Raw genomic sequence first — 14980 nt, 5'->3', positions numbered from 1 at the left:
TCCTGCGGGATACCCCGCAGGAATTACTTGGCCTTCTCGAGGATCTCGACGACGCGCCAGCGCTTCGTCGCGGACAGCGGCCGGGTCTCCATGAGGAGGACACGGTCGCCGACACCCGCGGCGTTCTGCTCGTCGTGCGCCTTGAGCTTGTTCGTACGGCGGATGACCTTGCCGTACAGCGCGTGCTTCACACGGTCCTCGACGGCGACGACGACGGTCTTGTCCATCTTGTCGCTGACGACGAGACCCTCACGGGTCTTGCGGAAACCGCGCGCCTCTGCGTTCTCAGTCACGTTCTTCTCGCTCATCAGGCGTTCTCCACCGTTTCGATGCCCAGCTCACGCTCGCGCATCAGGGTGTAGATCCGCGCGATGTCCTTGCGGACCGCCTTCAGACGGCCATGGTTCTCGAGCTGACCGGTCGCCGCCTGGAAGCGGAGGTTGAACAGCTCTTCCTTGGCCTCGCGGAGCTTCGCAAGAAGCTCCTCGTTGCCCAGCTCGCGCAGCTCGGACGCCTTGGTACCGGCCGACATCACGCTTCACCTGCCTCGCGCTTGACGATCCGGCACTTCATCGGCAGCTTGTGGGCGGCGCGAGTCAGGGCCTCACGGGCGATCTTCTCGTTGGGGTACGACAGCTCGAACATCACGCGTCCGGGCTTGACGTTGGCGATCCACCACTCCGGAGAACCCTTACCGGAACCCATGCGGGTCTCGGCAGGCTTCTTGGTGAGGGGACGGTCCGGGTAGATGTTGATCCAGACCTTGCCACCACGCTTGATGTGACGCGTCATGGCAATACGAGCGGCCTCGATCTGACGGTTCGTCACGTAGGCCGGGGTGAGCGCCTGGATGCCGTACTCGCCGAACGCAACCGTCGTGCCACCCTTGGCGGCGCCGGAGCGCTTGGGGTGGTGCTGCTTGCGGTGCTTGACCCTACGGGGGATCAGCATTTCGGTCAGGCCTCCGTTCCGGTGCTCTCAGCCGGAGCGGCGGGGGCCTCGGCCTTGGGGGCCTCGGCGCCGGCAGCCTGCTGCGGCTTGCGACCGCGCCGCTCGCCACCACGGCCACCACGGGCCGGGCGGTCGGCACCACCACGGGCCGGGCGGTTACCCGCACGGGCCGCAGCGTTCTCGGCGCGGACCTCGGCGATGTTCTTGACGTCGCCCTTGTAGATCCAGACCTTCACGCCGATGCGGCCGAAGGTCGTCTTGGCCTCGAAGAAGCCGTAGTCCACGTTCGCGCGGAGCGTGTGCAGGGGCACGCGGCCCTCGCGGTAGAACTCCGAGCGGGACATCTCGGCGCCACCGAGGCGGCCGCCGCACTGGATCTTGATGCCCTTGGCGCCGGCCTTCATGGCGGACTGCATGCTCTTACGCATGGCCCGACGGAAGGAGACGCGGGAGGAGAGCTGCTCGGCAACGGCCTGGGCAACCAGCTGAGCGTCGGTCTCGGGGTTCTTGACCTCGAGGATGTTCAGCTGGACCTGCTTGCCCGTGAGCTTCTCGAGGTCACCGCGGATGCGGTCGGCCTCGGCGCCACGGCGGCCGATGACGATGCCCGGACGCGCGGTGTGGATGTCCACGCGGACACGGTCACGGGTGCGCTCGATCTCAACCTTCGAGATACCGGCGCGCTCCATGCCGGACGTCATCATCCGACGGATGGCGACGTCTTCCTTGACGTAGTCCTTGTACAGCTTGTCGGCGTACCACCGGGACTTGAAGTCCGTGGTGACACCGAGCCGGAACCCATGCGGGTTAACCTTCTGGCCCATTACCGGGTTCCTTCCTTGCTGCTGACGACCACAGTGATGTGGCTGGTCCGCTTGCGGATCCGGTAGGCACGGCCCTGGGCACGCGGACGGAACCGCTTCAGGGTCGGGCCCTCGTCAACGTACGCCTCGCTGATGACCAGCGAGGAGGCGTCCGGGTGGTCGTAGTTGTGCGCGGCGTTGGCGATGGCGCTGTCGAGCACCTTGCCGACCGGCACGGAGGCTGCCTGCGGAGCGAATCGCAGAACAGCCTGAGCCTCCGTGGCATCCATGCCACGGATAAGGTCCACCACGCGGCGGGCCTTCATGGGCGTAACGCGGATGTACCGCGCCTGGGCCCTGGCTTCCATGGTTGTCCCTCTCAGTTACTTACGTGTCTGAATGCGATCCGCTACTAGCGGCGCTTCGACTTCCGGTCGTCCTTGACGTGGCCCCGGAAGGTGCGCGTCGGCGAGAACTCGCCGAGCTTGTGGCCGACCATCGACTCGGTGACGAACACCGGGATGTGGGTCTTGCCGTTGTGCACCGCGAGCGTGTGGCCGAGCATGGCCGGCACGATCATGGAGCGACGGGACCAGGTCTTGATGACGTTCTTGGTGCCGGCTTCGTTCTGGGCGTCCACCTTCTTGATGAGGTGTCCGTCGACGAAGGGCCCCTTCTTGAGACTGCGCGGCATCTAAACCCGCTCCTAGCGCTTCTTGTTCGTCTTGCGGCGGCGGACGATGTACTTGTTCGACGCCTTCTTGGGCGAACGAGTACGACCTTCCTTCTGGCCCCAGGGGCTGACCGGGTGGCGACCACCGGAGGTCTTGCCCTCACCACCACCGTGGGGGTGGTCAACCGGGTTCATCGCCACACCGCGAACGGTCGGGCGGACGCCCAGCCAGCGCTTGCGGCCGGCCTTGCCCCAGTTGATGTTGCTCTGCTCGGCGTTGCCGACCTCGCCGACCGTGGCGCGGCAGCGCTGGTCGACCAGGCGGATCTCACCGGAGGGCATGCGGAGGTGGGCCATCGAGCCCTCCTTCGCGAGCAGCTGCACGGAGGCACCGGCGGAGCGGGCGAACTTGGCGCCGCCACCGGGACGGAGCTCGATCGCGTGGATCGTGGTACCGACCGGGATGTTGCGGAGCGCCAGGTTGTTGCCCGGCTTGATGTCGGCCCCAGGACCGTTCTCGACGCGGTCACCCTGCTGCAGGTTGCGCGGGGCGAGGATGTAGCGCTTCTCGCCGTCGGCGTAGTGCAGCAGCGCGATGCGCGCGGTGCGGTTGGGGTCGTACTCGATGTGCGCGACCTTCGCCGGCACGCCGTCCTTGTCGTGACGACGGAAGTCGATCACTCGGTAGGCGCGCTTGTGTCCGCCACCCTGGTGGCGAACGGTCACACGACCGGCGTTGTTACGGCCGCCCTTGCTGTGCAGGGGGCGGACCAGCGACTTCTCCGGCGTGGACCGCGTGACCTCGACGAAGTCGGCGACGCTGGAGCCGCGACGGCCCGGCGTAGTCGGCTTGTACTTGCGGATTCCCATTTCTCAGTCCTCGTCCGATATCGGACGATCCGGACCGCCCTTAGGCGGTCGGACCGCCGAAGATGTCGATACGGTCGCCCTCGGCGAGGGTCACGATCGCGCGCTTGGTGCCCGCGCGCTGGCCGAAGCCGGTGCGGGTCCGCTTGCGCTTGCCCTGGCGGTTGATCGTGTTGACCCCAGTGACCTTGACGTCGAAGACCGCCTGGACGGCCTGCTTGATCTGGGTCTTGTTGGCGCTCGGGGCGACGATGAACGTGTACTTGCCCTCGTCGAGAAGCGCGTAGCTCTTCTCGGAGACGACCGGCTTCAGCAGCACGTCACGGGGGTCCGTGAAGGACTTGCTGACCGGGGTCTCGACGGTGTTCTTGCCCTCGGCGGCGTGACGACGCGCCTTGGCGACGCGCGCGGCCTTGGCGGCCTTGGCCGCCTTGGAGGCAATGCTCGGGTGACGCGTAGCCATCAGGCCTCGCTCCCTTCGGTGTCATTGGCCTTCGGGCCCGACACGAAGGACTCGAACGCGGCCTGGGTGAAGACCACGTCGTCCGAGACGAGAACGTCGTACGTGTTCAGCTGGCCCGGCTCCAGGATGTGGACCTGGGGCAGGTTGCGGGCGGACAGCCACGCGGCCTCGTCGGCGCGCTCGACGATCAGGAGCAGGTTCTTGCGCTCGCTGATCTTGCCGAACAGGCTCTTCGCGGCCTTGGTGCTGGGGTTCTCGCCCTCGATCACGCCGGAGACGACGTGGATGCGGTTGTTGCGGGCCCGGTCGGTGAGGGCGTGGCGCAGGGCCGCGGCCTTCATCTTCTTCGGGGTCCGCTGCGAGTAGTCACGCGGCACGGGACCGTGCACGACGCCACCACCGGCGAACTGCGGCGCGCGGGTCGAGCCCTGACGGGCGCGACCGGTGCCCTTCTGGCGGTAAGGCTTCTTGCCACCACCACGGACCTCGCCACGCGTCTTGGTCTTGTGCGTGCCCTGGCGGGCAGCGGCCAGCTGCGCGACGACGACCTGGTGAAGCAGCGGAACGCTGATCTTCTCTACGTCGAAGATCTCCGCGGGGAGCTCGACGGTACCGGCCTTGTCGCCCGCCGGCGAAAGGATGTCAACAGTGCTCATCGGTTACCTCAGGCCCCCTTGGCCGCGGTGCGGACCAGGACGAGGCCGCCGTTCGGACCGGGAACCGCGCCCTTGATGAGCAGCAGACCCTTCTCCGCGTCAACGGCGTGGACGGTCAGGTTCTGGGTGGTGACCCGCTCGTTGCCCATGCGACCCGCCATGCGGAGGCCCTTGAACACGCGGCCCGGGGTGGCGCAGCCACCGATGGAACCGGGCGAGCGGTGCTTGCGCTGGGTGCCGTGTCCGGCGCCGAGGCCCTTGAAGTTGTGACGCTTCATGACACCGGCGAAGCCCTTGCCCTTGCTCTTGCCGGTCACGTCGACCTTCACGCCGGCCTCGAACACCTCAGCGGTGATCTCCTGGCCGAGGGTGTACTCGGCGGCGTCCGCGGTGCGGATCTCGACGAGGTGGCGACGGGGGGTGACGTCGGCCTTCGCGAAGTGGCCCTTGAGGGGCTTGTTCACCTTGCGCGGGTCGATGTCGCCGAACGCGATCTGGACGGACTCGTAGCCGTCGGCGTCGTTCGTGCGGACCTGGGTGACGACGTTCGGGCCGGCCTTGACGACGGTGACCGGAACAACACGGTTGTTCGCGTCCCACACCTGCGTCATGCCGAGCTTCTCGCCCAGGATGCCCTTGATCTGCTTAGCCATTCTCAGATCACCGGCCCCTAGAGCTTGATCTCGATGTCGACACCGGCCGGGAGGTCGAGTCGCATCAGAGAGTCAACGGTCTTGGGCGTCGGGTCGAGGATGTCGATCAGGCGCTTGTGCGTGCGCATCTCGAAGTGCTCGCGCGAGTCCTTGTACTTGTGCGGCGACTTGATGACGCAGTACACGTTCTTCTCAGTGGGCAGCGGCACCGGGCCCGCGACCGACGCACCAGTGCGGGTCACCGTCTCGACGATCTTCTTCGCCGAGGAGTCGATGACCTCGTGGTCGTAGGCCTTGAGCCGGATGCGGATCTTCTGTCCCGCCATGGCTACTCAGTAGTCCTTTGTCTCGTAACGCTCTGGAACCCGGTGTTCCTGTGTCCTGCTCTCCGACCCACGCGGTCGGGCGTGTCGCGCTCTCGCTGACACAGATGCCCCTTGTTCGAACATCCCTTGCCTGGGAGCACGGCCCTTCCGGAACCGCAAGCCGGGGACTAGGAGGTCCACCGGGTGCCTGGTCGGTGCCGCACTGACACTTCCCGGAAGATTCCCGTACGTCCGCCCCAGCGCTGCCTTACGGCAGTTAGGGCGACGAGTACTGTGGGACTCGCTTCCGGTCCTCCCGGCGGGAGGCGCGCAGCATCAACACTCGACCGAGCAACTCGGACAGTCTGCCATATGGGGCAGGGGGTCCGCCAATCGAGCCGGAGAGAATACCCCGAGGGTGACGCAGGTCAAACCCGGGCGGCGGCGCCCTTGACCCGGCCGGGCACCCGACGTCTGATCTGCACCGTTTCGTCCGGTTCGGCCTCGGCCAGCCCCCGGATCAGCCCGTGGTCCGGCGAGAGCCCGCACGCGGGATCCGTACGGGTGGCGTCCCCCGTGAGTGCGTAGGCCTGGCAGCGGCAGCCGCCGAAGTCCTCCTCACGGCGGGAACAGCTGCGGCAGGGATCGGGCATCCAGTCGGTGCCGCGGTAACGGGTGAACGCCCCGGAGTGGTCCCAGATCCAGTCCAGCCGGTGATCGCGGACGTTCGGTGGATCCAGGTCCGGCAGCGCGGCGGCGGCGGGGCACGGCAGGACCGTGCCGTCGGGGGCGACCGTGAGCGAGACGGCTCCCCAGCCGCCCATGCACGGCTTGGCGACGCCGTCGAAGTAGTCGGGGACGACCCACACCAGCTCGGGTCCGTCCGGGAGCCGCCCGCGCCACCGCTGCACCGCCTCCCGCGCGCCGGTGAGCTGCTCGCGGGTGGGCAGCAGCGCGGCGCGGTTGAGCAGGCCCCAGCCGTAGAACTGGACGTTGGCGAGCTCGATGCGGTCCACGCCCCAGGACACGCCCAGCTCGACGAGCGCGTCGAGGGCGTCCAGGTTCTCGCGGTGCAGGACGACGTTCATGCCGAGGGGCAGGCCGGCGGCCCGCACCAGCTCGGCGGCACGTTCCTTCTCGGCGAAGGAGCGCCGCCCGGCGATGCGGTCGGAGGCGCGCGGGTCGGCGTGCTGCACGGACAGCTGGACGCTCTTCAGTCCGGCGGCGGCGAGTGCGGCGAGGCGCGGCTCGCTCAGGCCCACGCCGCTGGTGACCAGCTGGGTGTAGATGCCGGCCGCCTCGGCCGCGGCGACGATCTCGGCCAGGTCCCGGCGCAGCAGCGGCTCGCCGCCCGACAGATGCATCTGGACGACACCGAGCTCTCCCGCCTGGCGCAGCACGTCCGCCCACTGTTCGGTGCTCAGCTCGCTCGAACGGCGCGTCAGTTCAAGGGGGTTCGAGCAGTAGCCGCAGTGCAGGGGGCAGGCGTGGGTGAGCTCGGCGAGGAGGGCCCAGGGACGGGCTGGGGGTGTGGCGGGGCCGGGCGGCGGGTCGGTCGGGGTCATCGCAGCCAGCCCTCCTTGCGCAGCCGCTCCAGGAACACGGGGACGTCGGTGGCCACGGGGGCGTCGGGGAAGCGCTCGGTGAGTTCCGCGACGATGGCGCCGACACTGCGGGTGCCGTCGCACAGGCCGAGCACCGTGCCGGCCGAGCCGGTCAGGACGCCGACCCGCTCGGGCAGGAGCAGCAGGTCCGCGTCCCGCACGGGGTCGTGGCGGCGCACGGTGGCGGGGGCCAGGGCGGGCCGCCAGTCGGTGCCGGGCGGCGCGCTCACGCCGGCTCCCCGCGGCCCGCGCCGTCCACGGTGTCCAGCAGCGACCACAGGACGTCGCACTTGAAGCGCAGCGCTGCCACGGCACGCTCCTGGTCGTCATGGGTGCGGGCCCAGCGAAGGACCAGGTCCAGCGCCTCGCGGCTGTCGCGCCGCCCCTGGGAGACCCGGGTGCGGAAGTAGGCGAGGCCCTCGGCTTCGATCCACGGGTAGTGGCGCTCGAAGGCGTCGATGCGGGTGCGCATCAGGTCCGGGGCGGACAGTTCGGTGAGCGAGGCGGCGACGGCCTCCAGGGGCGGGCGCAGCCGGCAGAAGTTGACGTATCCGTCGACTGCCAGCCGTACGCCCGGCAGCACCGAGTCGGCGCGCAGCAGGGTCTCGCGGTCCAGGCCGGCCGCCTCCCCGAGCCGCAGCCAGCGCTCGATTCCGCCCTCGCCGGTCTGTGCCCCGTCGTGGTCCTGGATGCGGCGCAGCCACATCCGGCGCAGCTCCGAGGTGGGCAGCTTGGCGGTGATCAGGGCGTCCTTGACGGGGATGTGGCGCTGGTAGTGGAAGCGGTTGACGATCCAGCGGCGCAGTTCCCCGGGGCTGAGGTCGCCGTCGTGCATACGGATGTTGAAGGGGTGCAGGTGGTGGTAGCGCTGCTCCCCCACCGCACGCAGTCGTGCCTCGAACTCGGCGGGGCTCCAGGGCTCCTCGGGCGGGGCCGGGCTCGTGTTCACAGCGGCTGTGCTCATGGCTCGATCACCATTCCGTCGTGCGCCACCTCGATGCCCAGCCGGGCGAGGCGCTTGTGCTGGGGTGCGGCCGGGTCGACGAGGGGGTTGGTGTTGTTGAGGTGCGTGTACAGGCACCGTGCGGTGAGGGGGGCCAGCCGCTCGGCGGTGCCGCCCGGGCCGTCGATGGGCAGATGGCCCATGCCGGTGGCGGTGCGCGAGGAGATGCCGGTGCGGCGGGGCTCCTCGTCGTCCCAGAAGGTGCCGTCGACGATGACGCAGTCGGCCTCGGCGGCGGCCTGCTGGAGGCGGTCCGGCCAGGCGGCAAGAGCCGGGGCGTAGAGGACCGAGGTGCCGGACGACGGGTCGTACAGCCGCAGCGCGACGACCCAGGCGTCGTCGTCCGGGGCGTCGGCGGCGTACCGCGGGCGCTTGCCGGAGACCGGGATGCCGCTGACCTGGAGGCCGGAGGGTGTGCCGTCCAGCGGTTCGGCGCCGTGCCCCGGCAGCTCCCGCCAGGTCACATCGGTGTACGGCGCCAGGACCTCGCCGAGACGCTGGCGGTCCAGCAGCGCATGCCGTACCGGGGCGGTCGCCAGCACCTGGAAGCCGTCCGCCTCGCGCAGCCGGGCGATGCCCAGGGTGTGGTCGAGTTCGGCGTCGGTGAGGATCACGCCGGCGAGGGGGGTCTGCCGGGGGCCGGGTCCGGGGTGGAGCTCGGGCCGTTCCTCGATCTGGTCGCCGATGTCGGGGGTCGCGTTGACGACGTACCAGCGGCCCTCGCCGGTGCGTACGGCCAGCGAGGCGTGCCGGCGGCGCCGGTGCGGGTGGGCGCGTGCCCCGGAGCAACCGGGGCACGCGCAGTTCCACTGGGGGATGCCGCCGCCGGCGGCAGTGCCGAGTACCAGCAGCAGCATGGCGGCCGCTAGCGGGTGCTGAGTGAGTAGGCGGTGACCTCCAGCGCGGTGTCGACGACCTCGAAGGCGGGTGCCCGCCAGGTGGTGTCGTCCGGCTGCGCCGAGGGGGCCTGCTCGACCGGCTTCAGCGGTTCCTTGGTCTCGTGCATCGGTCGTACGTCCCTTCTTTCGGGGTTACTTGGGGAGGGAAGGGGCCGGGCTCACCTGATCGGGACACGGAGGATCTTGTCGTTGCCGTACCCCAGGTCGCTGGTGCCGACCCACAGTTCGTTCGCGCCGGGCACCTTGGCGATGGCGCGGAGCCGGCCGTATGTGCCGGGGTAGAAGGCGGTCTTCGTGCCGAGGCGTTCGCTGCCGCCGTCGATCGGCACGCGCCACAGCCGCTGCCCGCGCAGCGACGACACGTACAGGACGTTGCGTACGACGGCGAGCTGGGCCGGGACGCCCTTCTCGGGGGTGAAGGTGGCCTTCGGACCGGTCATGCCCTTGACGGAGCAGACGCCCTCGCAGCTGGGCCAGCCGTAGTTGGCGCCCCGCTTGATCAGGTTGAGTTCGTCGTGGGTCTGCTGGCCGATCTCCACCGACCACAGCCGGCCCTTGGCGTCCCATGCCAGGCCCTGCGGATTGCGGTGGCCGTAGCTGTGGACGCGGTTGCCGAACGGGTTGCCGGGCGCCGCCTTGCCGGACTTCGTGATCCGCAGGATCTTGCCGTTGAGCGAGGACTTGTCCTGCGCCAGCTCGGGCTGCAGGGCCTCGCCGGTGGTGACGTACAGGTACTTGTCGGGGCCGAAGGCGATCCTGCCGCCGTTGTGGTCGCCGCCCCGCCGGATGCCGGTCAGGATCGGCTTGTAGTTGCGCAGCGAGGTGCCGTCGTAGTCCATCCTGACCACGCGGGTCTCGCTCTTCGTGGTGTGCATGAAGAACACCTGCTTGTCCTTCCTGCCGTCCCACGTCGGCGACGGAGCGACCCCCAGCAGTCCGCCTGCGCCCTCGTCGTACGGCTCCGGGACGGTGTACGGCACCTCGCCGACCCATTTCTTGGTGCCGTTCCGGTCCAGGCGGTAGACCTGGTAGGAGAGGCGCTCGGTCACCAGGGCGGTCCGGCCGTTCGGCAGGAACGAGATGCCCCAGGGGGTGTGCCATCCCTTCGACAGTGTCTTGGCGCCGGCCGGAGCACCGCCGTCGGCGGCCCGCGGGACGGCGGTCACCGGCTGGGCCAGAGCGGTCGCCAGCAGCGCGGCCGCGGTGGCGAGCACGGCTGTCATGAGCCGGGACGGATGCCGCGTCGAGCGGCGTATGTCGGTCATGTGGACGTCCTTCGTCGTTGCTCGGTCTGACGGCGGGCAGCGTCAGCCGACGGTCACCCGGAGGATCCGGTCGCCGTTGGCCTGTCTCGCGGTGCCCAGCCACAGCTCGTTCCGGCCGGGGACCTTCGCGAGGGCACGCAGCGCGTAGCCGGAGAAGACCTTGGTCCTGGCGCTGTCGCCCTTGCCCTGGAGGGCCGCGCTGATGGGGACGCGCCAGAGCTGGTAGCCCCTCAGCGTCGACACGTAGAGGTCGTCACCCACGACGGCGACCTGGGCGGGGGCCGTGGTGTGGTCCCAGGTGACCTTCGGGTCGGTCATGCCCTTGGTGGCGCAGACGCCCTCGCAGCTGGGCCAGCCGTAGTTGGCGCCCGGTTTGATCAGGTTGAGCTCGTCCTTGGCTTCCTGCCCGATCTCCACCGACCACAGCCGGCCCTTGCGGTCCCACGCCAGGCCCTGCGGATTGCGGTGGCCGTAGCTGTGGACGCGGTTGCCGAACGGGTTGCCGGGCGCCGCCTTGCCGGACTTCGTGATCCGCAGGATCTTGCCGTTGAGCGAGGACTTGTCCTGCGCGAGCCTGGCGTGCGTGGCCTCGCCCGTCGCGACGTAGAGGTACTTGTCGGGACCGAAGGCGATCTTGCCGCCGTGGTGGTTGGACCCCCGCTTGAGGCCGTCGAGGACGACTCGGTAGCCGCTGAGCGACTTGCCGTCGTAGTTCATCCGCACCACCCGGCTGCCGGTCGCCGTGGTGTGCATGAAGAACACCTGCTTGTCCTTCCTGCCGTCCCATGTCGGGGACGGAGCGACACCCAGGAGCCCGCCCTTGGCGGCGTCACCGGGCTGGAGGACGGCGACCTTCGGCACCTTGCCGATCAAGGTCCGGCGGCCGTTGTCGCGCAGGCGGTAGACACGGGCGCTCTCGTTCTCCGTCACCAGTGCCGAGCGCCCGTCCGGCAGGAAGGAGATGGCCCACGGATTCGACCAGCCCGTGGAGAAACCGGTCACGTCGACGGCGGGCCGCGGAGCGAGGTCCGTGGCGGCGGCGTTCGTCGACGGCACCGCGCCGACCAGCAGGGTGGCCGCGGCGGTGAGCGAGGTTATGCAGAACCGGGACGAATAACGCACCCAGTGGCCTGAATGTGCCATGCCGACACCTTTCTTGATTCCTCACAGCAATCTTTGCGAGGCGTGATCGGCCTGTCACTCGGGGTGAGCCGCGAGGGTGAGACCGCCGCCGGCCCACCTCTCGTGACATCTCCTCAGAAACAGCGAAAGGGCCCGTACGACCGAAGTCGTACGGGCCCCTTCAGGAGCTCGCGCTTGGAGCTACCAGGTCAGATCGACAATTACTTGTTGATCTTGGTGACCTGGCCGGCGCCGACCGTCCGGCCACCCTCACGGATGGCGAACTTCAGGCCCTCTTCCATGGCGACGGGCTGGATGAGCTCCACCTTCATCTCGGTGTTGTCACCCGGCATGACCATCTCGGTGCCCTCGGGGAGGGTCACAACGCCGGTCACGTCCGTCGTACGGAAGTAGAACTGCGGACGGTAGTTGTTGAAGAACGGCGTGTGGCGGCCACCCTCGTCCTTGGACAGGATGTAGGCCTGGGCCTCGAACTCGGTGTGCGGCGTGACCGAACCGGGCTTGATGATGACCTGGCCGCGCTCGACGTCCTCGCGCTTGATGCCACGGAGGAGCAGACCGACGTTCTCACCGGCCTGGCCCTCGTCGAGCAGCTTGCGGAACATCTCGATGCCGGTGACCGTGGTGGTGGTCTTCTCCTGCTTGATGCCCACGATGTCAACGGTCTCGTTGACCTTGAGGACACCACGCTCGATACGGCCGGTGACGACCGTACCGCGACCGGTGATCGTGAAGACGTCCTCGATCGGCATCAGGAACGGCTTGTCGACGTCACGCTCGGGCTGCGGGATGTTCTCGTCCACGGCCTTCATGAGCTCGAGGACGGTGTTGCCCCACTCCTTGTCGCCCTCAAGGGCCTTGAGCGCCGAGACCTTGACGACCGGCAGGTCGTCGCCCGGGAACTCGTACTCGGAGAGCAGCTCACGGACCTCGAGCTCGACGAGCTCCAGGATCTCCTCGTCGTCCACCATGTCGGCCTTGTTCAGGGCGACGACGATGTACGGAACGCCGACCTGGCGGGCCAGGAGCACGTGCTCCTTGGTCTGCGGCATCGGGCCGTCGGTGGCGGCGACAACGAGGATGGCGCCGTCCATCTGCGCCGCACCCGTGATCATGTTCTTGATGTAGTCCGCGTGACCGGGGCAGTCGACGTGGGCGTAGTGACGCGTCTCGGTCTGGTACTCGACGTGCGCGATGGAGATGGTGATACCGCGCTGGCGCTCCTCGGGAGCCTTGTCGATCTGGTCGAAGGCCGAGGCCTCGTTCAGGTCCGGGTACGCGTCGTGCAGCACCTTGGTAATGGCGGCCGTAAGGGTCGTCTTACCGTGGTCGATGTGACCGATGGTGCCGATGTTGACGTGGGGCTTAGTCCGCTCGAACTTCGCCTTCGCCACGGGGTCCTCCTGTGGAGTGGTTCTGAACGCCTTGCTTCATCGGCGCCAGGTGATCTTTGCTGGAAAGCCCGGGCCCGAGGGCATTCCCCCACGAATGTGGGTGAATGCCCCTCCAGGCTCCGGAGTCAAGCCTAAAGCGTGTGAACGCGGTGCGTTACTCGCCCTTGGCCTTCGCGATGATCTCCTCGGCGACGTTCCGCGGAACCTCGGCGTAGGAGTCGAACTGCATGGAGTAGCTGGCCCGGCCGGACGTCTTGCTGCGCAGGTCGCCGACGTAACCGAACATCTCCGAGAGGGGCACGAGGCCCTTCACGACGCGAGCACCCGCCCGCTCCTCCATGGCCTGGATCTGACCACGGCGGGAGTTGATGTCGCCGATGACCTCACCCATGTAGTCCTCGGGCGTGGTGACCTCGACGGCCATCATCGGCTCGAGCAGCACGGGGCTGGCCTTGCGCGCGGCCTCCTTGAAGGCCTGCGAGCCGGCGATCTTGAACGCGAGCTCGGAGGAGTCGACCTCGTGGTAGCCACCGTCGATCAGCGTGACGCGCACGCCGGTCATCTCGTAGCCCGCGAGGATGCCGAACTGCATGGCCTCCTGCGCACCGGCGTCGACCGAAGGGATGTACTCCTTCGGGATACGACCACCGGTGACCTTGTTCACGAACTCGTACGAGGCGTCGCCGCCCTCGATCGGCTCGATCGCGATCTGCACCTTGGCGAACTGGCCGGTACCACCAGTCTGCTTCTTGTGCGTGTAGTCGACGCGCTCGACGGCCTTGCGGATCGTCTCGCGGTACGCGACCTGCGGCTTGCCGACGTTGGCCTCGACCTTGAACTCACGGCGCATACGGTCGACCAGCACCTCGAGGTGCAGCTCGCCCATACCACCGATGATGGTCTGGCCCGTCTCCTCGTCCGAGTGGACCTGGAAGGAGGGGTCCTCCTCCGCGAGACGCTGGATGGCGACACCCAGCTTCTCCTGGTCACCCTTGGACTTGGGCTCGATGGCGACCTGGATGACCGGCGCCGGGAAGTCCATGGACTCCAGGATCACCGGCTGCTTGTCGTCGCTCAGCGTCTCACCGGTGGTGGTCTGCTTCAGGCCCATGACGGCGACGATGTCGCCGGCGCCCACCGACTCGATCTCCTCACGCTTGTTCGCGTGCATGCGGTAGATCTTGCCGATGCGCTCCTTCTTGCCCTTGACGGAGTTCAGCACGGCGGTGCCGGACTCCAGGCGACCGGAGTAGATCCGGACGAAGGTGAGCTTGCCGAGGTGCGGGTCGCTCATGATCTTGAAGGCAAGAGCCGACAGCGGCTCCTCCTCGGACGGCTTGCGCTTGACGACGACCTCGGGGTCCTTGACGTCGTGGCCCTCGATGGCCTCGACGTCGAGGGGGGTCGGCAGGTAGCGCACGACCGCGTCGAGCAGGGGCTGGACGCCCTTGTTCTTGAACGCGGTGCCACAGAACACCGGGGTGACCGTGGTGTCGCTCGACTTGCCGGACGCGATGGTGATGCGACGGATCGCGGCGTACAGCTGCTCCTCGGTGGGCTCCTGGCCCTCCAGGTACAGCTCCATGATCTCTTCGTCGTTCTCGGCGACGCCCTCGATCAGCTTGCCGCGGTACTCCTCGGCAGCCTCGGTGTGCGTGGCCGGGATGTCGACGACGTCGTACATCTCGCCCTTGGCGGCCTCGGCGGACCACACGAGCGCCTTCATGCGGACCAGGTCCACGACGCCCTTGAAGTCGGCCTCGGCACCGATCGGAAGCTGCATGACCAGCGGCTGCGCACCAAGGCGGTCCGAGATCATGTCGACGCAGCGGTGGAACTCGGCACCGGTGCGGTCAAGCTTGTTCACGAAGCAGATGCGCGGCACGCCGTAACGGTCGGCCTGACGCCACACCGTCTCGGACTGCGGCTCGACACCGGCGACACCGTCGAACACCGTGACGGCACCGTCGAGGACGCGCAGCGAGCGCTCCACCTCGACCGTGAAGTCGACGTGGCCCGGGGTGTCGATGATGTTGATCGTGTAGTCGTTGTCCTCGAGCGGCCAGTGACAGGTGGTGGCAGCAGAGGTGATCGTGATGCCACGCTCCTGCTCCTGCTCCATCCAGTCCATGGTGGCAGCGCCGTCGTGGACTTCACCGATCTTGTAGCTGACGCCGGTGTAGAAGAGGATCCGCTCGGTGGTGGTCGTCTTGCCCGCGTCGATGTGGGCCATGATCCCGATGTTGCGGACCTTGGCCAGGTCAAGTGAAGTGGTAGCCATAAGGCTTCAGTCTTCTCTCG

The 14980-nt window shown here is 68.2% G+C and carries 20 protein-coding genes; all 20 read right to left on the bottom strand.

Going from position 1 to position 14980, the window contains the following annotated elements; genetic code table 11:
- Window positions 1-23: 23 nt before the first annotated feature.
- The 20 genes from rpsQ to fusA all read right to left on the bottom strand — a co-directional run bounded on the left by rpsQ (window position 24) and on the right by fusA (window position 14960).
- Window positions 24-308 carry a 30S ribosomal protein S17 gene (rpsQ, locus tag PGH47_RS25430; RefSeq protein WP_018543912.1) on the bottom strand — a complete coding sequence of 95 codons (285 nt, stop codon included), beginning with the start codon at window positions 306-308 and terminating at the stop codon, window positions 24-26.
- Window positions 308-532: a 50S ribosomal protein L29 gene (gene rpmC, locus PGH47_RS25425; RefSeq protein WP_007494763.1), complete on the bottom strand. Its 225-nt coding sequence runs from the start codon at window positions 530-532 to the stop codon at window positions 308-310. Before rpmC ends, rpsQ begins: the two co-directional genes overlap by 1 nt.
- Window positions 532-951 carry a 50S ribosomal protein L16 gene (rplP, locus tag PGH47_RS25420; protein WP_030967307.1) on the bottom strand — a complete coding sequence of 140 codons (420 nt, stop codon included), beginning with the start codon at window positions 949-951 and terminating at the stop codon, window positions 532-534. Before rplP ends, rpmC begins: the two co-directional genes overlap by 1 nt.
- A 5-nt stretch (window positions 952-956) precedes the next feature.
- Window positions 957-1775: a 30S ribosomal protein S3 gene (rpsC, locus tag PGH47_RS25415; protein ID WP_055706471.1), complete on the bottom strand. Its 819-nt coding sequence runs from the start codon at window positions 1773-1775 to the stop codon at window positions 957-959.
- Window positions 1775-2122, bottom strand: a complete 348-nt coding sequence (gene rplV, locus PGH47_RS25410; protein ID WP_026290933.1) for a 50S ribosomal protein L22 — start codon at window positions 2120-2122, stop codon at window positions 1775-1777. The genes rpsC and rplV overlap by 1 nt, the downstream gene beginning before the upstream one ends.
- Window positions 2123-2166: 44 nt before the next feature.
- Window positions 2167-2448: a 30S ribosomal protein S19 gene (gene rpsS / locus PGH47_RS25405; RefSeq protein ID WP_030952374.1), complete on the bottom strand. Its 282-nt coding sequence runs from the start codon at window positions 2446-2448 to the stop codon at window positions 2167-2169.
- Window positions 2449-2460: 12 nt separating this feature from the next.
- Complete coding sequence (gene rplB / locus PGH47_RS25400; protein ID WP_007494772.1) at window positions 2461-3297, bottom strand: 50S ribosomal protein L2; 837 nt, start codon at window positions 3295-3297, stop codon at window positions 2461-2463.
- Window positions 3298-3337: 40 nt separating this feature from the next.
- Entirely contained in the window at window positions 3338-3757 is a 420-nt protein-coding gene (rplW, locus tag PGH47_RS25395) for a 50S ribosomal protein L23 (protein WP_030952372.1), read from the bottom strand.
- On the bottom strand, window positions 3757-4413 hold the full coding sequence (gene rplD, locus PGH47_RS25390; RefSeq protein ID WP_107904103.1) for a 50S ribosomal protein L4: 657 nt from the start codon (window positions 4411-4413) through the stop codon (window positions 3757-3759). The genes rplW and rplD overlap by 1 nt, the downstream gene beginning before the upstream one ends.
- 8 nt (window positions 4414-4421) lie before the next feature.
- Window positions 4422-5066, bottom strand: coding sequence for a 50S ribosomal protein L3 (gene rplC, locus PGH47_RS25385; RefSeq protein ID WP_030952368.1), 645 nt, complete (start codon window positions 5064-5066; stop codon window positions 4422-4424).
- Window positions 5067-5083: 17 nt separating this feature from the next.
- Complete coding sequence (gene rpsJ / locus PGH47_RS25380) at window positions 5084-5392, bottom strand: 30S ribosomal protein S10 (protein WP_003948644.1); 309 nt, start codon at window positions 5390-5392, stop codon at window positions 5084-5086.
- 407 nt (window positions 5393-5799) lie between these two features.
- Window positions 5800-6936 carry a pyrroloquinoline quinone biosynthesis protein PqqE gene (gene pqqE, locus PGH47_RS25375; protein ID WP_271665354.1) on the bottom strand — a complete coding sequence of 379 codons (1137 nt, stop codon included), beginning with the start codon at window positions 6934-6936 and terminating at the stop codon, window positions 5800-5802.
- Window positions 6933-7205: a pyrroloquinoline quinone biosynthesis peptide chaperone PqqD gene (gene pqqD / locus PGH47_RS25370; RefSeq protein WP_271665353.1), complete on the bottom strand. Its 273-nt coding sequence runs from the start codon at window positions 7203-7205 to the stop codon at window positions 6933-6935. The genes pqqE and pqqD overlap by 4 nt, the downstream gene beginning before the upstream one ends.
- Window positions 7202-7939, bottom strand: a complete 738-nt coding sequence (gene pqqC / locus PGH47_RS25365; RefSeq protein ID WP_271665352.1) for a pyrroloquinoline-quinone synthase PqqC — start codon at window positions 7937-7939, stop codon at window positions 7202-7204. The genes pqqD and pqqC overlap by 4 nt, the downstream gene beginning before the upstream one ends.
- A complete protein-coding gene (gene pqqB / locus PGH47_RS25360; protein ID WP_271665351.1) occupies window positions 7936-8835 on the bottom strand; it encodes a pyrroloquinoline quinone biosynthesis protein PqqB in 900 nt (299 codons plus the stop codon). Before pqqB ends, pqqC begins: the two co-directional genes overlap by 4 nt.
- 8 nt (window positions 8836-8843) lie before the next feature.
- Entirely contained in the window at window positions 8844-8984 is a 141-nt protein-coding gene (gene pqqA / locus PGH47_RS25355; RefSeq protein ID WP_271665350.1) for a pyrroloquinoline quinone precursor peptide PqqA, read from the bottom strand.
- 51 nt (window positions 8985-9035) lie between these two features.
- Entirely contained in the window at window positions 9036-10142 is a 1107-nt protein-coding gene (locus PGH47_RS25350) for a PQQ-dependent sugar dehydrogenase (RefSeq protein WP_271665349.1), read from the bottom strand.
- Between the two features lie 42 nt (window positions 10143-10184).
- Window positions 10185-11285 carry a PQQ-dependent sugar dehydrogenase gene (locus PGH47_RS25345; protein ID WP_271665348.1) on the bottom strand — a complete coding sequence of 367 codons (1101 nt, stop codon included), beginning with the start codon at window positions 11283-11285 and terminating at the stop codon, window positions 10185-10187.
- A 200-nt stretch (window positions 11286-11485) separates the two neighbouring features.
- Entirely contained in the window at window positions 11486-12679 is a 1194-nt protein-coding gene (gene tuf, locus PGH47_RS25340; RefSeq protein ID WP_030046358.1) for an elongation factor Tu, read from the bottom strand.
- A gap of 154 nt (window positions 12680-12833) precedes the next feature.
- Window positions 12834-14960, bottom strand: a complete 2127-nt coding sequence (fusA, locus tag PGH47_RS25335; RefSeq protein ID WP_030944744.1) for an elongation factor G — start codon at window positions 14958-14960, stop codon at window positions 12834-12836.
- Window positions 14961-14980: the final 20 nt, after the last annotated feature.

Source organism: Streptomyces sp. HUAS 31 (assembly GCF_028198125.1).
GTDB classification, from domain to species: domain Bacteria; phylum Actinomycetota; class Actinomycetes; order Streptomycetales; family Streptomycetaceae; genus Streptomyces; species Streptomyces chartreusis.
Note: the sequence above shows the minus strand (reverse complement) of the source record. Positions and strands in the feature narration are given on the sequence as shown.